The sequence below is a fragment of the Paenibacillus sp. JNUCC-31 genome, from assembly GCF_014844075.1.
Classification (GTDB): domain Bacteria; phylum Bacillota; class Bacilli; order Paenibacillales; family Paenibacillaceae; genus Paenibacillus.
The window spans coordinates 905517-931866 of the sequence record NZ_CP062165.1; the positions used below are offsets into that span (position 1 = coordinate 905517).

A 26350-nucleotide genomic window follows, 5' to 3' on the forward strand; every position below is an offset into this window, starting at 1 on the left:
TGAGCATTCTGCATACACCCGAATGAAGAAGCCATTCAAAATGATACAAAATGCCGGGATAGGTATGTATTACCCGCAAGCCTGATCCCTTACCGCTTCACCTGAAGATTCAGCTCCAGAATCTCGCCGGGCAGCCCATGATAGTCCCCAACCCATGTAGATACAAAATTCTGTCTAAGCAATATTCGACGGGATGCCGCATTGGACGGATCGATAACGGCATAGAGTACAGCCATTCCTGCCGCCTGTGCCTGAATAATCAGCCGAGCTGCGATAGAAGTCCCGTGTCCTTTCCCCCAATATTCCGGCAAAATCATATAACCCATTTCCGCCCGGGACGGATCAGATTCATCCGGGATCAGTTTGGCGTAGGCCATCCCTATCCCATCTTCACCAGATATCCGATAATATCCGCAGTCATTCCCCTGATTATAATTCACCATGGATTCAAACTCCGCTATAGCCTCATGCTCAGGAAGAGCACGTTCGGTAATCTGTTGCATCACTTCAATATTGGATACAAGAGCATAATAATCCGCAAAATCAGGTTGTGCATATTTCATGAAATTCATGACGGACATACCTCCTCTTAATGGCTAACAGGGACTCACTCTTTTTGTTTCACCTAGAGTATACCAGAAGCAAAGTATGCATTGCACACAACCCCTTCATGTACCGGAGCCTTCGCCTCTTTGCTTCATTGGGTTCAAAAAAAGCGGCCTCCTTAGAGACCGCTCAGCTTGCTTTTTATAAAATAGAACTTCGTCCCCGCTACACTCAGCTTGCCCGGGATGAAGGGTTAAGATTCATCTGCTGTTCACGTTGACGTGTACGACGTCCCTGACCCGGAGGCGTTATAATCAACGCCAGCAAGAGCGAGACAGCGCAGAGTACAGCGATCACAATAAAGGTAAGGTGGAACCCGCCTAACAGGGCGCTGATAAACGATCCGGCCAAGGCACCAAATCCAAATCCTTGATAGATGACGCCGTAGTTTTTGCTCTGATTTTTCAGTCCAAAGTAATCCGCCACAATCGCCGGGAAGACTGTAATGTTGCCACCAAAGCAGAACGCGATAGCAGCCACACAGGCGAAGAAGATGCCAAAGCTTAGAGGTACCAGACTCAAGGTCATCACGGCAACAGCTGTAACCAGCAGGGCTCCGGCAATGACTTTCATCCGTCCTACTTTATCCGACAGCGCACCCAGAATAATACGTCCAGCGGTATTAAAGATCGCAACCATCGCCACGGCATTCGCCGCTGTAGCCACGTTAAGCCCTGCCAGCTGTACACCGATATCTTTCACAATGCCAATCAGATACAAACCACTCATACATGCCGTGAAGAAAATAACGAAGAGCATGTAAGCTTCTTTGGTACGCAGCATCTCTTTGACCGTATAATCCTGACGTGCTTCTTGTTTCTTCGCACCCTCGTTGCTGCTCGCTGGAGCCTGTCCGCGAACAACCGCTTCACGGATCAGGAACGAGCCGCCCACAATCAATACCAATACTATCATGCCCCAGTACATAAAGGCTTGAGCAGGACCAACGGCACTGATTAATGCCGAGTTCACATATTTGAACAACAGACTGCCTGTACCAAAAGCACCGACCGAAATCCCCGAGATCAGACCTTTTCGCTCAGGGAACCACTTGATCAGGTTGGACAGGGAAGTAATATACGCCGTACCATCCGCGAATCCAACTACAAATCCGGCCAGGATGTAGAGCAGTGTCAACGAACTCACTTGAGAACTGAGCACGAGTCCCAGACCAAGCACCACACCGGCTACCCGAATCAGGCGACGAAGCCCCCATCGTTCTTGCAGTCGCCCTGCAAATAATGTGGCAAATGCCAAAGCAAAACTGGTAATCGAAAAAGTTATCGCGACCGAGCTGACGTCCCAACCGAAACGATCAGACAACGGTTGATTAAATAAACTCCAGGTGTAGATGGTTCCAAGACCCATTTGTACAATGATGGTTCCCAGTACAATAAGCCAGCGGTTCATTTTCATAGATGTAACTGTTGATTCAGGTGTTGATGAAGCGGATGAAATAGCTGCTTTCATCGTGATCTCCCCTTTGCCGATGTCTAGAGCATTTTGCATCATTCGATTCCAAGCACTAACGGGACAATATGTAGACGAATAAGAACATTTCGATCTGCATATTGCTGATTACAACCGTTCTTTGGATTGATGCAAAATGCTGCATTGAATGCGTTCACAAGCTAATCATACATGAAAGGGGATTCATTACACCGATTTGAGCATGAGTTGCATCAGATGCGGAATGAAATGCCTCTAGATGCGCATGAGCTGCCTGAATTCCTTGACCTTGCCCCGGCTAACAGGCACTTCAGCCTCCAGATCGCGCAAACGAAGCAGATACGTATTGTTAAACCAAGGGACAATTTCACGGATTTGAGACAAATTCACCACGTAAGAACGATGGCAGCGGAAAAAGGTTTCCTGCGGCAAACGCCCGTGAAAATCCGAAATGCTGATCGGCATCGTAAACTCACCGTTTTTGGTATATACCTTCGTTACTTTCTCTTGTGCTTCCGCATAATAAATATCGGCAGTGTCTGTCACAATAATATTGTCATTGCGAAGCAAATTGATGCGTCTCTCCGTCTGGGCATTCGATTCCCGATCCTGCATGCCGGATACAGACCATTCGTCGTTCACTTGTGCCGTATGCTGAGCCTGTCCATCGTCGTTGCCACGTTCACGCACCTCTTGCTCATGATCCCGTTTGAATGCCGTTTCGAGTTTCTTCAGCATCGTGGCAATTCGCTTTTCATCATACGGCTTCAGAATATAGTCAAACGCCTCCAGCTCAAAGGCCTCAGCCGCATGTTCCTTGTACGCCGTAGTGAATACGATATAGGGCTTGCTCGCAAACTTCCCAATATGATGCGCCAGCATCATGCCATCCAATGAAGGAATGTTAATATCAAGGAAAATAACGTCGACTTCCTGCTCCTGCAGAAACTTCAGCACATCCAGTCCATCTTCCAGACAATCTACCACTTCAATTTGGCTATGTTCCTGTATCAAATAATTCAGTTCCTCACTTGCCGGAATCTCATCTTCAACAATAAGAGCTCTCATTGGCCATTCATCACCTTGTCACTGCATCTCCTTTGGGTACATCAAATATAATATCGGTGCCTTGCTCCAGCCGGGTAATCGTTAATCCTTGTCCATAAATGAGCTTCACCCGCCGATGCACATTGTACAACCCGATCTGGTTGCCAGGCATCCGGTCATGGTATACCCGGTCAATAATATCCGCTCCAATCCCTGCACCTGTATCACTGACCCCAATTCGCACAAAGTCAGGATAGTCCTGTACCCGAATCCGTACGTTTCCGGGTCCTTTGACCTTGAGAATGCCGTGAATGATGGCATTTTCCACAAGGGGCTGGATGACCAGACTTGGGATATGCACAGCTACCTCATCAATCTCATAAATGACGTTAAGCCTGCTGCCAAAACGTGCCTTCTCAATTTCCACATAATTGCGGACCTGTTCCAGCTCCTTGTGAATATCGATAAGTTCATCCGACAACTCCAGATTATAGCGCATATATCCGGACAGATTCACAATCAGTTCGCGCGCCCGATCCGGCTTGGTGCGAATCGATGAAGCAATGGCGTTCAGCGCATTGAATAGAAAATGAGGATGGATTGTGGTCTGCAATGCACGCAGCTCCGCTTTATTGGCGGCAGCCTTGATCTCCTCCACACGTGATACTTCCATCTGGGTGGAGATAATCTGGGACAGGCCCACAGCCATTGTTTGCAAAGGATACGTAATCTTGTACGCTTTGCGGTAATAGATTTTCAGCGCACCCGTCACTTCTCCCCGCTCTTTGAGCGGGATGATGAGGAGGGAGTGGATATCCGGCGTTTTTTCGTCAATTACATCATTGCTGATCGTAATCTCTCCGCTGGAGATTGTCTTCTTCGTCATCTCGCTAATAATTTCATTGCCGATGTGATATCGTTCCTCACCAAATCCCACATAAGCCAGTACATTTCGGGTATCTGTAATCGCAACCGCATCGGCCTGAATATCCTCCTGAATAATCCGGCAGATTGTCCGCAGAGAGTCCTCATCAATGGAACGGAAGTAGGGCAAGGTCTTATTGGCAATTTCCAGCGCCAACTTGGCCTGACGAGCCGCAATCATTTCCTTTTCCCCTTCCACACTCTGCACCAGCAGAACGATCAGCCCAATGTTCATCTCACCCAATATCATCGGGAGTGCAATCTTCGAGACGATATCGGCACCCAGTGGATCGGGATAGGAATACAGCAGGATAAGCAGCATCGTAAGTGCTTCACAGATCATTCCGGCCGCAATACCAATCATCCAGCGCTTCGACTTGGGCGTATACTTATGTATATACCCGGAGACCAGACCTGCTAGGATACTCGTGATTAGACACGGGATGGCCGTGACCCCATCCATATCGATCAAATACCGATGTACCCCAGAGACAATTCCAGTAATGATGCCCACAGGCGCTCCGAATAAAATGCCGCCAGACATGATCGCAATAATGCGCACATTCACCAGCGAACCTTCCACATTAATGCCGGTATACGTGCCAAAGATGGCAAATGCACAGAATAACAACGTAACCGCAATGTATTCCTGCCATCTCAATGTTCCCTTTTGCAAAATCTGTCTAAACCGCGGTACCCTCGACAGAAAGAATAAAAATATAATCAGCAGTGCCGCCCGTTCGAACAAACCCAGCAGCATCGTAAACATCTCCGTCAATCTGACTTCCTCCACATCCATCAAAAATAAACGCCCTCATCGCAGCAGCGTTTTCCTCACCTTGAGTTCCATATATGCTCGTATGAAACAGTTTACCGTTCCCCCTGGAGGAAAGCAAAGTCAATCCTGTGAAAATAAGAGGTAGAAGCACCGGCCGGACTTATTCTCCTTTTTGACAGACGCTAAGGAATCGGTAACACCTTATCACTCCATTTAGCGAGGAATACAAATTCTAACGAACCTCAGCCACGCTATTCCAATAAAAACCCGCAATAAATGGCATGAAACAGGCAAATAACGACTCTACGATTCGTTAAAATATCGAACCTTGGGAATTGACTCAATAGCGTGCGCTCAGTTCGTTAACCTAGATAATTTTTCGTGAAGTACGTTTCTATCATGATACATGTAATCATTTATCATTTATCATGTATCACGCATACTTGCCTGCCTTAAATAATCAAAAGGGCGGTCCACAGTCATCTTCCTGACTTATGGACCGCCCTTCCACTATAATTACATCATACACATTCGATGTAATTTGGTTTTATAAAGTGAAACTAATTTACACAATAACGGAGAGGACAGAAAAAACCTGAAGAAGCGAAGCGTGCGCCTTTATCCCCGAATTTTACCCTTTGAAAAAGATAATTCAAAAAAATCCGGGGATAACAGCGCTCGGAAGGTTGTTCTGTCATCGTAGTGCCCCGTGTAAATGAAACTGTTTCATTTTATTCCCACCCAACAATACATCGAATCCTATCTAAACATGCCCCATAGCTTAATCAAATGAAACGTATTGTTCGGATCGATCTTCTGCGCGAGGACAAATGCTACGAATTGTTCCTCCTGAGCCGCAGAAAAATTCTCATTCATAATGACCGCTGATGATTTGACCAGCCTTCTCACCTTGGCCTTATCCTGCAGATCCGATTTGGTGACCCCATCGATCAGCTTTTTGATACGCTCTTTGACAGCGGGATTTTTCATCTTCGTTTTAATCCGCTCTACCAGCTGCGGACTGATTCCATATTGTTGATAACCCAAAACGTACAGCACCTCCTGAATAATGAACTCACTTCTTATTCATATGACAGGAGGGCCTGTACACTTGACATTTTCCCACGGAAAATGTGGAATACCCCACATCCACAGCCCCAATTAATCGATCAGATCACCCTGGAATACTTGCTGCTGCTGCAAAAAGTCACGTAAAGGAGCGTAGTCCACAGACGTCCAGAAGCTGGCGTCCGCAATCAAACTGGATACATCATCGCGGGCCTGCTCCAATACGGCAAAATCCCCCACCATGTCAGCAAGCCGGAACTCGGGTAATCCACTTTGCTTCGTACCAAAGAAGTCTCCCGGTCCCCGCAAATCCAGATCTCGACGCGATACTTCAAATCCATCTTCCGTTTCCGTCATGACCTTCATGCGCTCCTGCCCCACCTCTGTCTTGGGGTCGGCAATGAGCACACAATAGGAGGCATGAGCGCCCCGGCCGACCCGGCCACGAAGCTGGTGCAGCTGCGACAGACCGAAGCGGTCCGCATCCATAATGACCATCAGCGTTGCGTTGGGTACATCGACCCCGACCTCCACAACTGTTGTGGAAACCAGAAGCTGAATTTCGTTGCTGTAAAAGTCACGCATCATCTCTTCCTTCTCGGCAGCCGTCATCCGTCCATGCAGCAGACCGACGCGGTACTTCGGAAAGTTCTGCTGCATCTGGATATGCAGATCAATCGCATTTTGTACATCCAGCTTTTCTGATTCTTCGATAAGCGGACAGATCAGATACGCCTGTCGCCCCTGGTCCACTTCTCGCGAAATAAAGCCAAGAACCCGGTCCATCATGTCATGCTTGACCCAGTACGTCGAGATTGGAATTCGCCCCTTGGGACGTTCCGAGATGGTGGACACTTCAATATCACCAAAAGCCGTGATGGCCAGCGTTCTCGGAATGGGCGTAGCCGTCATCGTTAACACATCCGGGTTGTACCCTTTACGCCGCAAAATGCTGCGCTGATTCACACCAAAACGATGCTGCTCATCCGTTACGACAAGACCCAGATCACGGAAAAATACATCCTCCTGAATCAACGCGTGTGTACCCACCACGATATCGATCATCCCCATCTGCAAGGATGCGATCAGATCTTTGCGCTTGCGTCCATTCACACTGCCCGTCAGCAGCCCCACAGTGACGCCAAAAGGTTCAAACAGCTTTTGCAATGAGCGCATATGCTGTTCTGCCAGAATCTCCGTAGGCACCATCAGAGCCCCCTGAAACCCGGAACGAACGGTTGTATACAGGGCAATCGCCGCAATAACCGTCTTACCTGAGCCTACATCTCCCTGCAGCAACCGATTCATCGAATACGGTGAACGCATATCATGCAGAATTTCAAGCTCTACCTTCTTCTGGGCATCGGTCAATTCAAACGGCAGACTGCGAACAAACTCACGAATCGTCGTATTATCCGTTGTATGCACGACACCATCCATGCGATCCCGGTTCAATGCCCGGTAAGCCTGCATCTTGAGTTGAAACAAAAACAGTTCCTCATACACCATCCGCTGTCTGGCCTGCTGGCCTTCCCGATTATCCTGCGGACGATGAATTCCGGCAATCGCCTGTTTGCGGGGCATGAATCCATATTTCTTCATAAGTGATTGAGGCAGAATTTCGGGGATCATGTCTCCGAACTGAACTAACCCCTGATTGATCGTTTTACGCATCCAGGATTGCGTAAGCTTGCCGGTTACGGAATACACGGGTTGCAGCGTGCCTGAACGCCCTTCCCCTTTATCCGGGAATTCCGAGTCTGTTACGGTCATTTGCATACGCTTTTGTTCCCATTTCCCGGTTATGACAATCTCCCGGTTAGGCGTAAGCTGATCCTTTAGAAAATGCCGATTAAACCAGGTGGCTGAAATCATCCACTCTTCCGTCATCACCTTACAGGTAAGGCGTGACTTTTTGCCATAGCGCTGCAACACCGGGATGCCCATCACTTTACCCTGCACCGTAATTTTGTCCCCATCCTTCACTTCGCTGAGCGAACGCAGGCGATAGTCCTCATAACGGAACGGATAGTATTCAAGCAGGTCTTTTACAGTAGAGATGCCAAAGGCGTGAAGCTCTCCCTCTTTGAGAGCACTCACGCCGCTAATTTGTTTAACCGATATTTCTTCCCATTTCATGTCTAATCCCTCATTCCGGAACAGGCCACATAAAGATGGCAATTACGCCTGGCCCAACATGGCTGCCAATGACGGCTCCAATATTGGTATACACCACTTCATTCAGTGTAAAGTGCCCACGCAACTGCTCTGCACAAGCAATCGCTGATCCAGGGTCTGCGGTATGACCTACCGCCAGATTAACACGTTGACCCGCCAGATCCTGCTGAAACAGCTCGATAATGCGTGCCATCGCTTTTTTGTGACCTCTGACTTTCTCCACTGCGTAAATAACGCCTTCCTCATCAATGGACAAGATCGGTTTAATATTCAGCAATGTTCCCAAAATGGCCGCAGCCTTGCCAATCCGACCGCCTTTCTGCAAATACTCCAATGTATCTACGAGAAAAAACAGCTTGCGGCTCTGCTGCATGGCAGCTACAGCAGCAGCAATTTCCGCAGCGGATTTGCCTTGTTCGGCAAGCTCTGCAGCCTGTACAACCAATAAACCATATCCATAGGATGCAGACTTCGAATCCAGTACCGTTATATCGCCTTCACGTTCCAGCAATGATTTGCCGAGCAGTGCCGATTGATAGGTCCCACTCATGCCGGAAGACAAATGAATCGAGACAATCGGTCGCTCCGGGTCCTCATCCAACAGTGAATTATAGATACTCATAAAGTCGGTGGGAGAAGGCTGTGAGGTTGTAGGCAACACAGATGCCTTCTCCAATTTTGCATAGAACTGTTCCGAAGTCAGATCAACGCCGTCCGCATAAGCTTCTTCGCCGAACAAAACACGCAGCGGAACAATATGAATCCCGTATTTACGGATCAATTCTTCCGGTATATCTGCGGTGCTATCGGTTACGATTGCAACCTTTTGGCTCATGAGATCCCCTCCTCTTTGCTTAAGTGCTATTAGTGCATGTTCAAAAAGTTAACAATTCAGCACCGAGAAGGTTGCGAGAACCTGAAGGAGGAGGAGCGGAGTGTAGGCAAACCTACATGAGCACCGGACTCCGAAGGTGAACGCAAGATTCGATGTCGAGTTCGCTTCGTGGGCTACTTCGTGATCAATTGGGAACTTTTTGAACAACCTCTATTAGGACTCTACAGAGAACAGATAATAATACACCGGCTGTCCTCCAAGATGCACCTCTACCTCAGCATCAGGATATTGTTCTTCAAGCCATGCTACAAGCGCAGCGGTGATCTCAGGTGCAGCCTCTTCCCCTTCAAGGATGGTCACCACTTCATCTCCGCTTTCCAGCATCTGTTGCAGCAAACCTTCACATGCATGCAGCATGTTTTCATCCGTTGCCACAATTTTGGAATTATGGATACCGATGTAGTGTCCCGCTTTGATATCAAGCTCATCATATTGCGTATCTCTGACCGCATGAGTCACTTGACCGGACTGTACCCGGCTAATCGCTTCAAGCATATGGTCACGGTTGGTTTCCGCAGACTCATCCTCCTGGAAAGCAAAAGCCGCTGCCATGCCCTGAGGAATCGTTTTGCTCGGAATCACCGTAATTCGGCGCTCATCTTCAAGCAGCTCCCGAGCCTGCTGCGCAGCAAGTACAATATTGGAATTGTTCGGCAAAATAAATACCTGTTCCGCTGCAATTGAACGCACAGCTTTCACAAAATCTTCAGTGCTTGGATTCATCGTCTGTCCACCAGACAGAACAACATCCACGCCGAGACTCTTGAAAATCTCTGCAATTCCGTCACCGGAAGATACCGCGATAAAGCCATATGGCGCCATCTCATCTGCTGGTGGCTCCGCTTGCTCCAGACTGCGCGTTGCTTCAGGCGGGATCTCTGCGAACAGTTCAGGCGAAGGGGCTATGTCCATGCCTGCCGTCAGCAGATCACGATGCTGCTCACGCATATTGAGAATGTGAATTTGTGTAATTTCTCCATAACGGAGGGCCAGGTTTAATACATCCCCAGGTGTCTTGGAATGCACGTGAACCTTAATCACTTCATCGTCAGCAATAATAATGATGGAATCCCCATTAACTGACAACGCTTTCCGGAATGCTTCATCATCGAATGCAACGCCTGCATTCTCTCCCAGCTCACGATTAATAAAGAACTCCATGTCATACAGGAACTCAATATCTTCCGTTTCCAGTCTCGCCTGGGCAGACATGGGCATCTCTGGAACGATGACATGCTGTGCAGTTTTCGCAGAAACCACCTCTGCCGGTACAGCTGATTTCAAAGCAGATGCCGCTGCGGATGGTTGTACATCTTTTTGCAAGGATGCCCGACTGACTCCGTCACTTTGCAGCAGAACCTCCATAAAGCCCTCGTAAATATATACAAGCCCCTGGCCACCTGAATCCACAACGCCAACCTGTTTCAATACAGGCAGCAAGTCCGGAGTCGTTGCCAGTGCTTCTTTTGCTTTTAACAAAACTTCATTCATTAATTCAGTAATATCATTCGTCCGTCTTGCGTAGTAGCTGGCATGTTTCGCCGCTTCCTTGGCTACGGTAAGAATGGTCCCTTCAACAGGCTTCACTACAGCTTTATAAGCTGCGTCCACACCGTTCTGCAGGGCTGCTGCAAACTGGAGCGTATTCAGTTCCTCGTAAGGAGCTGCTGAACGACTGAATCCACGGAACAATTGAGATAAAATTACTCCCGAGTTCCCCCGCGCACCCATAAGCAGACCTTTCGATAAAATACCGGCAGCTTCTCCGATGGAGGCAGAACTCTTGCGTTTAATCTCTGCGACTCCTGCACTCATTGTCAAATTCATGTTCGTTCCCGTGTCACCATCCGGCACAGGGAAAACATTCAGGGAATTGACGTGCTCTGCATGCTGTCCAAGTTGTTCCGCTCCGGCAAGTACCATTGCGGTGAAATCTGTTCCATTTAAAGAACGTATACTCAAGTGAGAATTCCCCTTCCTAGCTTGATACACGAACATCCTGCACCAAGATGTTAACTGGTCTGTTCATGCGCTAACGCTTATCGCGTTATTCTTCGTCCATACCTTGTCCGGCACAGGCATACAATACATAATGTCAGCCGGATTAACGGTCTGGGCGGCCGGGCTACAGATATCCTGCAATCGCTGTAACCCCTAATTCGAGGCATACGGATATGCACCGGTATCAAGAGCCGGCATGAATGCCGCATGGAGACTGGTGCCATTGATGGAATGCCGCAGCTCACAGCGTTGCCAAAAAAGCAGACTACCAATCCTAAGGCCTGTTTTTTCTCCGGCTTCTCCGCGGCAACAGCCTGTTCATCGCTGTATTATGGACTATTCAACATTGTACTATATTAGACAGGAGAAATAAATAAAGTTTTTGGATCAGTTGACGAAGCTTTTTTCAATATGATATTATATTCAAGTATTGTTTTATGCAGGTTTAGTAATGGAAATGATCCGGCTATGCCGGCTTGAACAACGCCATTAGCTACTGGAACCTGACCATTGCGGTCAGGAAGAACAATTTAGCCCATATGGAATGACATTCATGTCTTCTGAGGGCAACTGGTTATTTTAGGATAGGAGGTGTAATCTATGTCTCGCAAATGTTATGTGACAGGTAAGAAACCGGGCACCGGTAACCACGTATCCCACGCTAACAACCGTAACCGTCGTTCTTGGGGCGTAAACGTTCAGAAGGTCCGCATTCTCGTGAACGGTAAACCAAAACGTGTATACGTAAGCACCCGTGCACTGAAAGCCGGTAAAGTGACTCGCGTATAATCACGCACAGCTACTATAAATCGGGTAAGCAAAAAGCACCTAGTTCCTTGCAGGTGCTTTTTTGGTATTCAGAAATAAAATCATGAATACACACATTAGCATGTGAATGGCCGCCGCATGGCGCTTCGCAGGTCCGAATTCCAGATGATCCTGAAGCCAAAGCGGCGGTATTCGCCAATGGAACCTTTTAATCATGTCAGTTCTTTTGAAACGTATTAAGGATTGCCTTTACAAACCCTCCCAAAAACTTCGGCAGTTTGAATGTGTAAAATTTCATACTTCACCCTCCCCATCATGCTCATGCATCCGCCGTATCCTATGCTCCAGGCCTTCTTTACCTTAAACACGACAAAAAAGGCTACATGAGAAACCTGCTCATGTAACCATATTTATGCGGAACTCCCTGTCCCTATTCCACAATGACGAGCCTGGTTATCAGGTGAATTAGGTTTGGGCAGGGATATATTGATAGGCAGCGATCATAAACACACTCAGTAAGTAATACAGTATGCCGAATATAACAAAAGTAACCCGAAGTCCCGTACGCTCAAATTTGCGGAAGTACATAATGACAACACCAACCCCAATCAATGACGTAATCGCATTATATGGGGATTGGATAACCGCAAACAAAGCAAGCACCAGCCCTGTAACGAGACTCGCAGCCATTGTCCACAGCGTCTCCTTGAGGTTCATGCTCAGCCTCCGTAGCTGCTGCGAATTTCGGCAATTGCGGCAGCACGGTCTTCACGACCAAATACAGCACTTCCCGCAACGAGTACATCCGCTCCAGCTTCCACCACAAGTGGAGCCGTGTCGGCAGCAATGCCGCCATCTACTTCAATGTGCACGTCATGACGTCCTTTTTCATTCAGCCAGCTGCGAATTTGCTTAATTTTGTTCATGGTACCCGAAATGAAAGCCTGTCCGCCAAAACCCGGATTTACGGTCATGACAAGCACCATATCCACATCGTCCAGCACTTCCTGAATAGCACTGGCCGGGGTCCCCGGATTAAGGGCAACACCCGCCTTAACTCCCTGTTCCTTGATCAGATGAATAACGCGGTGCAGATGCACACAAGCCTCGGCATGAACTGTAATAACCGCAGCGCCAGCTTTCGCAAATTCCTCTACATAACGCTCCGGATTCTCAATCATCAAATGAACATCAAGCGGCAGGCTTGTATGTGGGGCGATCGCTTTTACAATCGCAGGTCCCAGCGTAATATTAGGGACGAAATGACCGTCCATGACATCAACATGAATCCAGTCTCCGCCAGCCGCTTGGGCTTCCGCCACTTCCGCGCCGAGACGGGCAAAATCTGCAGATAAAATAGATGGGGCAATTTTAATCATGTTAGTACCTCCGCTTCTTGTCTTTCATTTCTGTAAGGAATTGTTCGTAATGGTGATAACGGCTTTCGGAGATCATTCCCTCCGCCTTGGCTGCTAATACACGGCAGCCCGGTTCATGTGTATGGGTACAACCCCTGAACTTACACTGATCGGCATATTGAGCGAACTCCCGGAAACAAGTGGATAACTCCTCCACACCAATCTCCAGAAAGTCCAGTTGGCTGAATCCCGGCGTATCGGCGACAAAGCCACCATTATCCAACGGTATGAGCTCCACGTGCCTGGTGGTGTGTTTCCCTCGGCCAAGACGCATGCTGATTGCACTGGTCTCTAGGGTCAGACCTGGCATCAAGGCATTCAGCATGGAAGATTTACCCACACCGGATTGCCCGGAGAATACGCTAATCTTGCCGGCAAGACGCTCCTTCAGCTGCTCATTGCCTTCACCAGTTCGTGAACTGGTAGAGATAACTTCATATCCGATCTGCTCATACAGCGCCTTTACTTCAGCCACTGTATCACGAGCATCGGTTTCCGGATTAGCCAGGTCCTGCTTGGTAAGGACAATCAGTGCATCCAATCCGGCTTGTTCGATATGTACCAGGAATTTGTCCAGCAGATTGAGGTTCATGTCCGGTTCCTTAACGGAAAATAGCAGAACAGCCAAGCTTACATTGGCCACAGGGGGACGAATTAACTCCGTCTCACGTTTTCGAATCTCATCTACTGTTCCTTCCCCGTTCTCAGTCAGCATATAGCTGACACGGTCACCCACAAGTGGTGAGGTACCCCGTTTTCGAAAGATGCCTCTGGCCCGGCATTGAACGGCGGAGCCTTCAACCGAAGGCACCCCGCTGTCTTCCAGTGGCATGACATAATAGTAACCGCTTAGCGCTTTAACGATGATACCTTCTGGCATAGCTCCGTCGCCCTCCTTTAATTTACAGTACACGCACCCTGAACGTCAGCAATAAGCCGTCCTTATGGACGGCTCGATGCGTTAACGACTTCCTTTTTCTTGTTATCTTTGCCTTTGGCTTTGGAGGGACCCTTTTCCTTATTCATAGCCGAAGTATCTCCCTCTTCGTTGTCCACTTCACCATCCACAGGTGTATCAGGCTCACCCTCCTGGTTAGGATCTACCGTTTCTTCGTCAACTTTGCCTGGATCGGTTTCATCAGGCGGCGGCTGAGCACCCTTCTCAGGCTCGATGGTAGGCACAACAACCGTTCCATTTTTGGCCTCGCTATAGGAGACCAAATACGTATCCAGGAATTGATCATCCCGATAGACCGAAACCACACCATCCACATTTGGAGCCAAAATAAGCGGAATGGTCAGCAATTGGGCAGACTTGATGGTCCGGGTTCCCCATTCTTGATTCTTTCCACGAGCATCCTCAAAAGTAATTCGAATTTTGCTGCTCTTTCCTTCTTCTTTTGGTGAAACGTTGATGTTATAGTCGTAGTTCAATGCCTCTGGCGGATATCCTGTACTGATGAAAATGGTGATTTTATCACCCGGATTCACCTCTGTACCGGCTTCCACAGGCCATTGCTGCGTAACTTTCCCCTGTTCAATCGTATAGCTTGGTTCTTCCTGTACCTGAGCAAGCACCAGCCCGGCAGACCTGATCAATTCCTCAGCTTGGCTGCGGGTCTTATTTTTCAGATCAGGCATTTTGACGGTTTTAGCGCCTTTGCTAACAGTCAAAACAATTTCAGTCTCTTTAGGATCGAATTCTACATCGACTCCAGGAGTTTGGGATATCACGTTCCCGGATGCAATGTCATTGGAGAAATCATCCTTGCGTTTGATCTGATCCTCGTTGATGCCCAGAGCAATCAATTTTTTGACAGCCTCATCATAGGTATCCCCTTCAACACTGATCATTTTGGTCAGTTCTTTTTCAGCCCCAACACTGAGCTGCACCTCAGAGCCTTCCTTGACCACATCGCCTTCGTTTCGGGTCTGGTCAAATACAATGCCAGGGTCCACACCTTCCTTGTATTTCCGGATGACCTCGGTACTGACCACAAGTCCTTTATCCTGCAACATTTGACGAGCCTTTTCCTCAGTTTGGCCAATCACATTGGGTACCGTAACATCAGGCACAACTAGCATGCCTTTTACGTACCATACGACCCCAACCATGGCGATGAGAATAAGGACTGTCAACGAGATCAGTAGCGCCGGCTTTTTCCAGTTCTTCGTTTTGGGCTTGCCTTTGTTATGATCATCGTCAGAATCCATCACAGGTACAGCACCTGTTGACGTTACGCCACGCGGCTCCGGCTTGATCGCTGGCATAACGCGGGTCTGATCGATATCATCCTCATCCGGAAAATCAATCTTTGTTTCATTGCGTCGTTCCGGCATCAGGCAGGTTTCGAGATCTGTCTGCATTTCTCTGGCCGACTGGTAGCGCTCCTGCGGATTTTTGCGCATGGATTTCAGAATAACGTTCTCCACGCTCTGCGGAATCAAAGGATTGAATTTTCGTGGTTCATCGAACTCTTCCTGTAAGTGTTTCAGCGCAACACTGATTGGACTCTCTCCCAGGAACGGAAGCTGCCCAGTCAGCATTTGATAGAGTACAATACCTAGAGAATATAAGTCCGACTTCTCGCCAGTCACGATGCCTTTGGCATGTTCCGGCGAGAAATAATGTACGGAACCGACCACCGAGCCGGTCTGTGTAATCGTTGTGGACGTAACCGCGCGGGCAATCCCGAAGTCCGTTACTTTCACACGGCCATTACGACCAATCAATATATTATGCGGTTTGATGTCCCGATGAATGATTTGATTATGATGTGCATGATCGAGGGCATCCGCAATCTGGGAAGCGATTCGAACCGCTTCGTCTACCTGCAGAGGCGCCCGTTCTTTAATAATTTCATTCAGGTTTTTGCCTTCGACGTACTCCATGACAATATAATGCACGTCATCTTCCTGCCCCACATCGTAAATACTGACTACATTAGGATGGGACAGTGATGCTGCGGACTGTGCTTCCCTGCGGAAACGACGAATAAACTCTTCGTCATGCACAAATTGCTGCCTTAGCACTTTGATGGCTACGTTCCGATTGAGCAAAAGATCCTGGGCCTTATATACGAGAGCCATGCCTCCACCGCCGACACGCTCGATTACTTCATAGCGTCCGCCTAGCTGGTGCCCAATCATGACTCACACCCCGTTTCCGATACCGCGGAACCTTCCTTTTGCAATTCAAACAGTGCAACCGTAATATTGTCATCTCCACCGGCAAGCAAAGCCAGCTGAAGCAAACGGTCTGCCCGATCTTCCAATGCCAGATCCAAATTACCTGCGACCTGAATCAGTTGCTCATTGCTGACCAGGTTACTTAAGCCATCACTGCAGAGGAGGAGAACCTCGCCCTCTTCCAGCTTGATTGTATCCAGATCCACCTTCACTTCGGCATCTGTGCCAAGTGCACGTGTCAACACGTTGCGACGCGGATGATGAGAGACGTCTTCTTTGCTGATCTGACCATTTTTGAACAATTCATTCACCAGAGTATGGTCTTCAGTCAACTGGATCAAATGTTTGTTCGCAATTTTGTATGCCCTGCTGTCACCGATGTGACCGATAACGCCCTCCGTATCATTTAATAAGGCTGCTACCACAGTCGTACCCATGTTATGGTATTTGTCATCCGTGGATGCGGTGCGGAAGATGACTTCGTTGGCATGCAAAATAGCATCGCTGAGTGCGGCTGATAAAGACGCATGTGACAGACCTGGTTCAAGCGTCCCCAGATCCTGCACCAACGTCTCTACCGCCAGGCGGCTCGCCGTATCTCCTGCAAGATGTCCGCCCATACCATCGGCAACAATACCCAGTATATAACCTGTTTCAAGATTTCGAATCCAGGCTGAATCTTCATTCACCGAACGCACCCGTCCGATATGGCTCACATGAACTGTTTTGATCAAAACGTTCTCACCTCAACTCCATATGCTTTGCACGAAGCTGGCCGCAAGCGGCAGCAATATCATGTCCCTGTTCACGACGAATGGTTACATTCACACCCTGCTCCGAAAGAATTTTCTGAAAATTGAAAATATCACTTCTGGATGTTCTTACATACTTCCGCTCAGGTACATGGTTGACCGGAATCAGGTTGACGTGGCACAACATGTTCTTCAGCACGCCTGCCAGTTCTGCCGCATGCTCCGGCTGATCGTTCACGCCACCAATAAGTGCGTATTCAAACGTAATTCTTCTTCCGGTTTTGGCCAGATAATAACGCAGTGACTCCATAACATCATCGAAAGGAAAACGACGGTTTACCGGCATCAGTTTGGAACGTAATGCATCGTTAGGCGCATGGATGGAGATCGCGAGGTTAATCTGCGTGTCTTCATCCGCAAACTTGTAGATGTTCGGTACGATTCCGCTTGTGGATACCGTGATATGACGCTGACCGATATTCAGTCCTTTTTCATGAATCATGATACGCAAGAACGTCATCGTGGCTTCATAGTTTTCAAAAGGTTCACCCGAACCCATGATTACGATGCTGCTGACACGTTCACCCCGTTCATCCAGAATTTTTTGGGCTTGCACAACCTGAGCCACAATTTCGCCAGCAGTAAGGTTACGCTTTAGTCCGCCCAGTGTGGACGCACAGAACGTACACCCAATCCGGCAACCAACCTGTGTCGTTACACAGATGCTGTTACCATAATTGTGCTTCATAATCACTGTTTCGATCGCATGATCATCATGCAAACCGAACAGGAATTTCACCGTTCCATCCTTGGATTCAAACTTCGTAATTTCGGTAAGTGTAACGAATTCAAACTGTTCAGTCAGTTTTTCACGCAGTGCTTTGGACAGATTCGTCATTTCACTGAAATCATTTACACGTTTCACATAAATCCAGTCAAAAATCTGACCACCGCGAAAAGCCGGCTCCCCGTTATCGATAGCCCACTGTTGCAGCTCTTCCAGGGAATAATCATATATAAAAGGTTTCATTTTGTTGTCAACACCTATTCCTTCTTTTCTTTTCATTCTTCCTATTCTATCACAAAGACCACTTTACATCCATGTATACCCTTGATGCCCGTACTTCATGCATTATAACACCTCAGTGTCTGCATCGCACCCTATCATCACTTTTTACTGATGTTCAACCTTCCTGTCTTATCACAAAGAAATCCGCCGAAGTTTCCCTCGGCGGTCATCCTTCCGTGCTTTATTAAACTGTTAATCGCCTATCCTTGTCAACCGCGCAATGAAAAATCCGTCACTGTGAGCGTACTGAGGCAAGATCTGCACCCCACCGTTCACAACCTTCCAATCGGCTGTTTCCGATCCAGACCAGACCAACTCTTCAGCCGCCTTGTATTCCGGATGCCGATCCAAAAAATCAGCGACCATATGCTCGTTCTCCGCAGGCTCAATCGTACATGTACTATACACCAGAATACCACCTGGCTTTAACAGTGGTGCAACCCGATCCAGCAGTTCACGTTGCAAGTTGGAAATATCCTTGATGTCTTCTGTGGATTTGGTCCATTTGACATCCGGCTTGCGACGAATAACACCTAAACCGGAACACGGTGCATCCAGCAGTATACGATCGAACGATGCCTCTGGGTAACGCTCATCCAGATCCAGAGCATCTCCTGTAACGGCATCAATGCAACTGAGTCCCAGACGATCCGCCTGATCCATAATCAATTGACGTTTATGAGCATGTACATCATTCGCAACAATCCGTCCACGGTCCTGCATTTTCTCAGCCATATGGGCGGTCTTGCCACCGGGTGCTGCACAGCAGTCCAGTACAATCTGACCTTCTTCAGGCCCCACTGCCTCGGCTACGAGCATCGAACTTTCATCTTGAACGGACAACAGGCCATCCCGATACCAGGACGTAAGTGCCATGTTGCCACCACTGCGAACGAGAATGCCTTCCGAACTAAGTCGGGAGGGTTCCACGATCGCACCCGTACTCTCCATCTCTTGCATCAATTTCTCACGTGTAGTCATTGTCGTGTTCACACGAACACTAACCGCAGGCGGTTCATTATTCGCACGACAAATCGCTTCCGCCGTCTCTTCGCCATACTGGCTGATCCAGCGTTTGACCAACCACAGCGGGTGAGAATGCTCAAGTGAAATACGCTCAGCTGCAGGCAGATGCTCGGGAATATGCAGTTGATCACGGTTACGGATCATATTCCGCAGAACCCCGTTCACCATACCGGAGATGCCCTGATGACCTAACTTTTTAGCCAGGTTGACGGCTTCGCTCACCACCGCGTGTTCCGGAATACGGTCCAGATATATCATCTGATACACGCTGATACGCAGCAAACTGCGAACCCAGGGTTGCAGTTTGGATACACCTTTGGCTACGTAACGTTCCAGAAAATAATCAAGGGTATTCAGTCTCGAAATCGTACCATAGACCAGTTCGGTAGCCAGCCCCGCATCTGCTGGGCTAAGCTCGGCTTCTTTCAAACGTCGGTTCAGCTCCAGGTTGCTGTAAGCCCCCTCTTGTTCAACAGCGCTGAGCACCTTCACTGCGAGTGCACGAGCAGATGTTTTGGGCCGCTCCGAGCGGGATGCACCATTTGCTGAAGATGAGGATGCAAATGAATTTCGTGCACCACCTGATTTCCCCGAGTTTGGACGACGCTGGTTTCCTCCGCGCCCGGACGCATTACCTGCGACTTTATGACCAGTCCCTGACGGGCGGCCCGGTGTATTTCCGCTCATTTCAGCACCATTCCTGGTTTCAGGGTACCGCCACGGGCGAAATCAGCGGCTTGCATTACTTTTTTGCCAGCGGGTTGGACCTCAGTAAGCCAGAGGGAACCATCACCTGTGCGAACTTCAATGCCGTTCTTGCCTAATTGCAACACTGTTCCCGGCTCAGCTTGTCCAGCATCCGAAGACGTGAGCACATCCGCCTGATTCGGATTTGCTGCTGCCCAGACCTTGAAGACCTGCTCATCCCACATCGTAAATGCACCTGAGAACGGCACAAGTCCGCGAATCTGATTAAACAGTTCACGCGATGTACGGTTCCAGTCCATCTTCTCGTCGTCCCGAGTCAGATTGCGGGCATACGAAGCCTCAGCTTCATCCTGAGGGACAGCCTTTGTTTCGCCAGCAACCAGCCGCGGCATTTCTTCCTGAAGCAACTTGGAACCCGCTTCGCTGAGCTTTACAAACATGGAACCTGATGTATCTTCATCCGTAATCGGCACTTCCACACGTGAGATCATATCCCCCGTATCCAGACCTTCCGCCATGAACATCAGCGTAACTCCCGTTACCAGCTCCCCATTAATAATGGAACGCTGAATCGGGGCCCCACCGCGATATTTGGGCAAAAGCGAACCATGCACGTTCACACAACCTCGAACGGGCATATCCAGCACAGCTTTGGGCAGAATCTGCCCAAAGGCCGCGGTTACAATCAGATCCGGCTGCCATTCGGCTAATCGGGCCACTGCTTCCGGATCACGCAGTTTCACCGGTTGAAATACAGGCAGGCCGTGGCGTTCTGCCGCAGCCTTGACTGGTGTTGGCGTAAGCACCTTTTTGCGACCCTGTGGTTTATCCGGCTGTGTCACTACGCCAACCACGTTATAACCCTCGGCTATAAGCATATCAAGAGAAGGTACTGCAAATTCAGGTGTTCCCATAAAAACAATATTCAAGTCGATCACTCCTTAGTTACGACGCGGCCCGGTTTGTTCGGCTGCAATTTCGTACACCTTTTCAGCAATATCTGTAAAGAGTACGCCATCCAGATGGTCAATTTCATGCTGGAATGCGCGTGACAGCAACCCGCTGCCCGTAATAATCAGTTCTTTGCCTTCACGGTCCAGCCCTTTGACTGTAACCGTCTCAAAACGGCGCACATCACCGTTAATCCCAGGGATACTCAGGCAGCCTTCAGGTCCAAATTGCTCTCCCTCACTCGAAATGATTTCAGGATTGATCATCTTGATCAAGCCCTGCTCATCTCCAGCATCGATCACAATGAGACGTTTCAAAATACCAACTTGTGGTGCAGCAAGACCTACGCCTTCAGCGTCATACATCGTATCTGCCATATCATCCAGCAGTTTCTGTACATTGGGTGTAACTTTGGTTACTTCTTTAGCTCTTTTGTGTAGTACCTCATCCGGTTCTTTCACGATAATACGAATCGACATGTTGTAAGCACCTTCCTAATCCTCATCATAATTTCAGGACATCAGGCTCATTTCAAAAATAAGTACTGATTTTCTGCTATGTAGCAGGTATCAAAAACTGATTTTAAGGTATCGAGCCATCATTCATGTTGTTTTTAATCTATGTTTATACCGCTTGTTTACATCCGCATTTTACTCCAAATGCTCACATTAACATTTGCGGGTCTACATCCAGACTAATTTGCAGTTTCTGCGCCTGAACATCGTCGTCCATGCGCCGGGCCGTCGCAAGCGCCAGTCCGATGGCGTCGACATCCCCCCGCCATTTTATCATACATTGGAATCGGTATCTATTCTTGATCCGAGGAATGGGTGACGCTACCGGTCCAAGCACGTCGAAAGCATCATTGCTGAAACGATCCAGGCTGCCTAACCAGCCAGCAGCATTTGCCTTTTCTTTCAGTATCCGTGTGTAGTTCTCAGCCAGACGGATCAATACCGGAAGCTGCTCATGTGAGAAGGTCACCAAAATTAGGCGACAGTAAGGTGGATACTGCAAATTGCGCCGATGCAACAGCTCCTCACGGACAAACGAAACATAGTCATGCTGACTCGCATGCCCAATCGAATAATGCTCTGGTGTATAGGACTGAACAAAGACCTCACCCGGAAGTTGATGTCGACCTGCACGACCCGCCACCTGGGTAAGCAGCTGAAATGTTTTTTCGGCAGCCCGGAAATCTGGCAAATTGAGTGCCGAGTCTGCTGTTATGACACCAACCAGGGTGACATCAGGAAAATCAAGCCCCTTGGCAACCATCTGAGTGCCCAGCAATACGTCTGCCTTTTTCTCGCGAAACTGCTTCAGCAGCTTCTCATGAGAGCCTTTTTCGCTCGTCGTATCCACGTCCATCCGAATGACACGAATACCCGGGAACAGTTTCGCCAACTCTTCCTCTACTCGCTGTGTACCTGTCCCAAAATATCGAATATGCTCACTACCGCAATCCGGGCACACTTCAGGCGCTGCTTCCGCATATCCACAATAGTGACAACGAAGATTGTTGGAGCGCTGATGATAGGTTAGCGAAATATCACATTCGGGACAGCCGGCAACATACCCACAGCTGCGACACATCACAAAGGTGGAATATCCGCGTCGATTCAGCAGAAGCACGGTCTGTTCCCCGCGTTCCAGCCGCTCCTCCAGCCCTTTGTGCAAGGCACGGCTGAACATCGAGCGATTTCCATCCTTCAGCTCTTCACGCATATCAACAATACGGACCTCCGGCAGCTTGTTGCCAAGTGCGCGGGTAGGCATCTCCAACAAAAGTGGTGCAAAGTCATCATTACTCTGTGAACGAGCAGCATAGTAACTTTCCAGCGATGGTGTCGCTGAACCCAGAACAACGACGGCCTGGTGCTGCTGTGCTCTTTTTACCGCTACATCACGGGCATGATATTTCGGGGTTTCTTCCTGTTTATATGAAGTCTCATGCTCCTCGTCCATTATGATCAGACCAAGACGACTGAACGGAGCAAAGACTGCTGAACGGGCGCCAATGGCAACCTTCACCTGACCTTCCCGAATTTTGCGCCACTCATCATAACGCTCTCCGCCAGACAACCGACTGTGCATCACGGCAACCTGGTCACCAAAGCGTCCTTTGAAACGCTCTACCATCTGCGGTGTCAATGCAATCTCGGGTACAAGCACAATCGCCTGCCGATCCTGTTCAATACAGCGCTGAATGGTCTGGAGGTATACTTCCGTCTTACCGCTGCCTGTTACACCATGAAGCAAAAAGACGCCATGGCGCCTCTCCTGCAATCGACCATTAATATTGTGATAGACATGCTGCTGCTCGTCAGTCAGATTCAGTGGCTCGGTCGCGCGAAACTTACGGCCCTGATAAGGGTCACGAAAGACTTCGACGTCCTCCGTCACAACTAGCCCTTTCTCCTCCAGCCCTTTGACTGTAGCTGCTGATACCTGAAGGGTGGCCAGCAATTCTTTCATCGCCATTGGCAGCAGTTCTTTCATTTCCAGCAAAAAAGCCAGAACTTCTTTCTGTCGTTGTGCCTTTGCAGGGAACGAAGTCAACGCCTCTTCCGCCGCCGCCACATCCACAGCCAGATTAATCGACTTCATCGTTTTTTTATTCAGCTTGTCCTTAATCGCCTGGCTCTCCAGTAACACGCCACTTAGCAACAGCTTCTTGATCAGCATCGCATGATTGGGATATTTCCGACTGAGTTGTTGCAGAGGAACCTGCCCGCGACTCTTCACAAAACGAATAATATCCTGCTGCACTTTCTCTGTCGTCGATTCCTCTCCCCATACAAATAGAACCTCTTCACTAGGCTCCGAACCTGCCGTTTGTCCGTCGAGGGCATCTCCAAGTGAGATATACCGCTCTGCTTTCCCTTTCAGCGCAGTTGGTACCATGACCTGTAAAGACAAAATGCGATTGCTGGCATAACGTTCACTCATCCATTCAGCCAATTCAACCAAATCTTCAGATAACGGCGGAACGATATCCAGCAACTCCTGAATCGGTTTGAGTTTGAAAGACTCCGTGCCCGTGCGAGGCACCAGATCAACAACGAAGCCCTGCACCGTCCGATGACCAAAAGGTACACCTACCCTGCTGCCAATCTCAATCCATTCACGCATGGATTCCGGCACCAGATAGTCAAAAGGCCGATCCGTCTGCTTCACAGGAACATCGACAATAACCTTGGCGATTTCCATATTAATTCCTCCCGGCAATGCGCTCCGCCGCAATCGAAAGCAACCGGCGGGCGACTTCTTCCTTCGCCACCACCTGAAGCTCTTCCACCAACCCTTCACGGTCATAGATGTGCACCGCGTTGGTATCTGTTCCAAATCCGGCACCCGCACGGGTGACATCATTGGCTACGATCAGATCACAGTTTTTCCGTTCCAGTTTCTCACGTGCATACCTTTCCATTGAATGGGTCTCAGCAGCAAACCCAATCAGAAATTGGTGACTCTTCTGCTTGCCCAGTGTTTCAAGAATATCTATATTTTTAATAAGTTCAAGCGATAACGTATCGCCCTTCTTCTTCATTTTCTCCGTGTACACATCCTTGGGACGATAATCCGCAACAGCTGCCGCCTTCACAACGATATCGGCATCCTCCCACTGGCCAGCCACTGCATCATACATATCCTGTGCCGACTGTACGGGAATTACATGGACATTGGCTGGTGGCGGAACCTCTGTATTGCCCATTACCAGCGTAACGTTCGCACCAAGATCACGCGCTACTGCCGCAATGGCAAATCCCATTTTCCCTGAAGAATCGTTTGTAATATACCTTACCGGGTCAATGCGTTCAATCGTCCCGCCTGCGGTGACTACAACCTTTTTGCCCTTAAGCAAAGAAGCTAGTTCATGACGTTCCCGTTTGGCTGACTCCTGTTGTTCAAAGAACCGTTCAACCACATCGACAATCGTCTCCGGCTCTTCCAGGCGCCCTTTGCCAACATACCCGCAAGCCAGCTGCCCTTCACCCGGCTCAATCATCAGGGTTCCCCGTTCGGTGAGCAGACACATGTTGTGCTGGACGGCCGGATGATCATACATATGTACATTCATCGCCGGAGCGATCATCACGGGAGCCGTCGTTGCAAGCAAGGTTGTTGAGAGCATATCATCGGCCATGCCATGCGCCATTTTGGCAATGACATTGGCTGTTGCTGGAGCAACCAATACAAGATCGGCCATATCCGCCAGATGAATATGCGAGACAACGGAAGGCTCCCGCTCATCAAATGTATCACTATATACCACATTTCGGGTCAAGGTTTGCAGCGTTAATTCGGTAATAAACTGTTTCGCGGAATCCGTCATAATGACATGGACATCCGCCCCTTTTTGTACCAGCCTGCTGCATAATGTCGCCGCCTTGTATGCGGCTATGCCTCCAGTTACACCGAGCACGATTTTTTTACCGTTCAACATGGTTATTCCCCCCGATATATATGACATTATAAGGATGAATAGAGAAAAAAATAACAACCTCGCGGTTGTCAAATAAAGCCGGCTTGCGCCGTATGCAGTTGAAGAGCGCCGCTAGCGGCTTACTCTTCTTCCTCTTCGTCCTGTCCTTTGATGACAACGAGCAGATCACCATAAATTTCTTCGAGTGCAACGCCAACCTGTTTATGGGATCTGGCATTTCTCAAATCCGTTTTCTCACCTTCACGAAGCTGTCTGGCACGGCGGGAAGCGGCAACAACAAGTGAATACTTGCTGTCAACTTTGTTCATCATTTCATCAATAGAAGGATACAGCATATTTACAAAACACCTCTTTGCATTAGTATAATCGCAATGCACCACTGACGGATCATGATGAATCGTCTAAACCACGTTAACCAGACGAAGCTGCTCTACCTATATCCTATGACAGCAGCTCCACTGATTATCGCAATCCTTTGCGGAATTGGATTATTTATTGATCTTACAATGTTCGGCGATAATAATGCTTTCTATTCGTTTACACGCCAAATCAATTTCGTCATTAACGACAGCGTAATCGTACTGCTCCAGCAGACTGATCTCATCTACCGCGACGGACATCCGGTGATCAATCGTCGCCTGACTTTCCGTACCACGGCCCTGAATGCGATCTTTAAGCTCGTCCAATGAAGGAGGCAACAGAAATACAAAGATCCCTTCCGGGAACTTCTCTTTCACTTTTAACGCGCCTTGAACTTCAATCTCAAGAATAATGTCCCGGCCTTCATTAATCGTTTTCTCCACAAAATCACGCGGTGTTCCGTAATAGTTCCCTACATATTCTGCATGCTCCAACAATTGATCTTCAGCAATCATGTTCAGGAACTCCTCATGGCTTCTGAAGAAATAATTGACACCATGTTCTTCTCCCAGACGAGGCTGACGAGTCGTTGCCGATACAGAATAAATCAACTCCGGCACCCGTTTGCGCAAAGCGCTGCATACTGTACCCTTCCCGACCCCAGATGGGCCGGACAACACAACCAGTAATCCCTTAGACATATTACACTCCAT

24 protein-coding genes are annotated in these 26350 nt (G+C 48.7%); 1 reads left to right on the top strand and 23 read right to left on the bottom strand.

Annotation, left to right across the window (positions count from 1 at the left end):
• Nucleotides 1–89 precede the first annotated feature (89 nt).
• The 8 genes from JNUCC31_RS03865 to JNUCC31_RS03900 form a co-directional block, all read right to left on the bottom strand.
• A complete protein-coding gene (locus JNUCC31_RS03865; protein ID WP_192268698.1) occupies nt 90–572 on the bottom strand; it encodes a GNAT family N-acetyltransferase in 483 nt (160 codons plus the stop codon).
• Between the two features lie 205 nt (nt 573–777).
• Nucleotides 778–2022, bottom strand: a complete 1245-nt coding sequence (locus JNUCC31_RS03870; RefSeq protein WP_192272715.1) for an L-lactate MFS transporter — start codon at nt 2020–2022, stop codon at nt 778–780.
• Nucleotides 2023–2310: 288 nt separating this feature from the next.
• Nucleotides 2311–3123 carry a LytR/AlgR family response regulator transcription factor gene (locus JNUCC31_RS03875; protein ID WP_192268700.1) on the bottom strand — a complete coding sequence of 271 codons (813 nt, stop codon included), beginning with the start codon at nt 3121–3123 and terminating at the stop codon, nt 2311–2313.
• 10 nt (nt 3124–3133) lie between these two features.
• Nucleotides 3134–4786 carry a sensor histidine kinase gene (locus JNUCC31_RS03880; protein WP_323374387.1) on the bottom strand — a complete coding sequence of 551 codons (1653 nt, stop codon included), beginning with the start codon at nt 4784–4786 and terminating at the stop codon, nt 3134–3136.
• Nucleotides 4787–5563: 777 nt separating this feature from the next.
• On the bottom strand, nt 5564–5851 hold the full coding sequence (locus JNUCC31_RS03885) for a stage VI sporulation protein F (protein WP_062324270.1): 288 nt from the start codon (nt 5849–5851) through the stop codon (nt 5564–5566).
• 114 nt (nt 5852–5965) lie between these two features.
• Nucleotides 5966–8011 carry an ATP-dependent DNA helicase RecG gene (gene recG / locus JNUCC31_RS03890; protein ID WP_192268702.1) on the bottom strand — a complete coding sequence of 682 codons (2046 nt, stop codon included), beginning with the start codon at nt 8009–8011 and terminating at the stop codon, nt 5966–5968.
• A gap of 10 nt (nt 8012–8021) precedes the next feature.
• The gene (locus JNUCC31_RS03895; protein WP_192268704.1) at nt 8022–8885 is read right to left on the bottom strand and encodes a DegV family protein; all 864 of its coding nucleotides are present in this window, start codon (nt 8883–8885) and stop codon (nt 8022–8024) included.
• Between the two features lie 213 nt (nt 8886–9098).
• Entirely contained in the window at nt 9099–10907 is a 1809-nt protein-coding gene (locus tag JNUCC31_RS03900; RefSeq protein ID WP_192268706.1) for a DAK2 domain-containing protein, read from the bottom strand.
• A gap of 639 nt (nt 10908–11546) precedes the next feature.
• On the opposite strand from JNUCC31_RS03900, the gene rpmB reads away from it, so the two are divergent.
• Nucleotides 11547–11735: a 50S ribosomal protein L28 gene (gene rpmB, locus JNUCC31_RS03905; RefSeq protein WP_024631107.1), complete on the top strand. Its 189-nt coding sequence runs from the start codon at nt 11547–11549 to the stop codon at nt 11733–11735.
• 39 nt (nt 11736–11774) lie between these two features.
• Here rpmB and JNUCC31_RS33110 read toward each other — a convergent pair whose 3' ends face one another.
• The 15 genes from JNUCC31_RS33110 to gmk all read right to left on the bottom strand — a co-directional run bounded on the left by JNUCC31_RS33110 (nt 11775) and on the right by gmk (nt 26338).
• Nucleotides 11775–11930 (bottom strand): hypothetical protein, encoded by a 156-nt coding sequence (locus JNUCC31_RS33110; RefSeq protein WP_228469496.1) that lies wholly within the window; start codon nt 11928–11930, stop codon nt 11775–11777.
• Between the two features lies 1 nt (nt 11931).
• A complete protein-coding gene (gene spoVM / locus JNUCC31_RS03910) occupies nt 11932–12012 on the bottom strand; it encodes a stage V sporulation protein SpoVM (RefSeq protein WP_019424875.1) in 81 nt (26 codons plus the stop codon).
• Between the two features lie 167 nt (nt 12013–12179).
• Nucleotides 12180–12431, bottom strand: coding sequence for a hypothetical protein (locus tag JNUCC31_RS03915; protein WP_192268708.1), 252 nt, complete (start codon nt 12429–12431; stop codon nt 12180–12182).
• 2 nt (nt 12432–12433) lie between these two features.
• Complete coding sequence (gene rpe / locus JNUCC31_RS03920) at nt 12434–13093, bottom strand: ribulose-phosphate 3-epimerase (protein ID WP_053784310.1); 660 nt, start codon at nt 13091–13093, stop codon at nt 12434–12436.
• A gap of 1 nt (nt 13094) precedes the next feature.
• Nucleotides 13095–14012 (bottom strand): ribosome small subunit-dependent GTPase A, encoded by a 918-nt coding sequence (gene rsgA / locus JNUCC31_RS03925; RefSeq protein WP_192268710.1) that lies wholly within the window; start codon nt 14010–14012, stop codon nt 13095–13097.
• 62 nt (nt 14013–14074) lie between these two features.
• Nucleotides 14075–16282: a Stk1 family PASTA domain-containing Ser/Thr kinase gene (gene pknB / locus JNUCC31_RS03930; RefSeq protein ID WP_192268712.1), complete on the bottom strand. Its 2208-nt coding sequence runs from the start codon at nt 16280–16282 to the stop codon at nt 14075–14077.
• Entirely contained in the window at nt 16279–17055 is a 777-nt protein-coding gene (locus tag JNUCC31_RS03935; protein WP_192268714.1) for a Stp1/IreP family PP2C-type Ser/Thr phosphatase, read from the bottom strand. The genes pknB and JNUCC31_RS03935 overlap by 4 nt, the downstream gene beginning before the upstream one ends.
• Nucleotides 17056–17062: 7 nt before the next feature.
• Nucleotides 17063–18103: a dual-specificity RNA methyltransferase RlmN gene (gene rlmN, locus JNUCC31_RS03940; protein ID WP_062324423.1), complete on the bottom strand. Its 1041-nt coding sequence runs from the start codon at nt 18101–18103 to the stop codon at nt 17063–17065.
• 231 nt (nt 18104–18334) lie between these two features.
• Nucleotides 18335–19855: a 16S rRNA (cytosine(967)-C(5))-methyltransferase RsmB gene (gene rsmB / locus JNUCC31_RS03945; RefSeq protein WP_192268716.1), complete on the bottom strand. Its 1521-nt coding sequence runs from the start codon at nt 19853–19855 to the stop codon at nt 18335–18337.
• The gene (gene fmt, locus JNUCC31_RS03950) at nt 19852–20805 is read right to left on the bottom strand and encodes a methionyl-tRNA formyltransferase (protein WP_228469498.1); all 954 of its coding nucleotides are present in this window, start codon (nt 20803–20805) and stop codon (nt 19852–19854) included. The genes rsmB and fmt overlap by 4 nt, the downstream gene beginning before the upstream one ends.
• Nucleotides 20806–20817: 12 nt before the next feature.
• Nucleotides 20818–21306: a peptide deformylase gene (gene def / locus JNUCC31_RS03955; protein ID WP_192268718.1), complete on the bottom strand. Its 489-nt coding sequence runs from the start codon at nt 21304–21306 to the stop codon at nt 20818–20820.
• A gap of 184 nt (nt 21307–21490) precedes the next feature.
• Nucleotides 21491–24040: a primosomal protein N' gene (gene priA / locus JNUCC31_RS03960; protein WP_192268720.1), complete on the bottom strand. Its 2550-nt coding sequence runs from the start codon at nt 24038–24040 to the stop codon at nt 21491–21493.
• Nucleotide 24041: 1 nt separating this feature from the next.
• Nucleotides 24042–25277, bottom strand: a complete 1236-nt coding sequence (gene coaBC, locus JNUCC31_RS03965) for a bifunctional phosphopantothenoylcysteine decarboxylase/phosphopantothenate--cysteine ligase CoaBC (RefSeq protein WP_192268722.1) — start codon at nt 25275–25277, stop codon at nt 24042–24044.
• A 119-nt stretch (nt 25278–25396) separates the two neighbouring features.
• Nucleotides 25397–25612: a DNA-directed RNA polymerase subunit omega gene (rpoZ, locus tag JNUCC31_RS03970; protein ID WP_024631120.1), complete on the bottom strand. Its 216-nt coding sequence runs from the start codon at nt 25610–25612 to the stop codon at nt 25397–25399.
• Nucleotides 25613–25765: 153 nt separating this feature from the next.
• Nucleotides 25766–26338: a guanylate kinase gene (gmk, locus tag JNUCC31_RS03975; protein WP_024631121.1), complete on the bottom strand. Its 573-nt coding sequence runs from the start codon at nt 26336–26338 to the stop codon at nt 25766–25768.
• Nucleotides 26339–26350 lie beyond the last annotated feature (12 nt).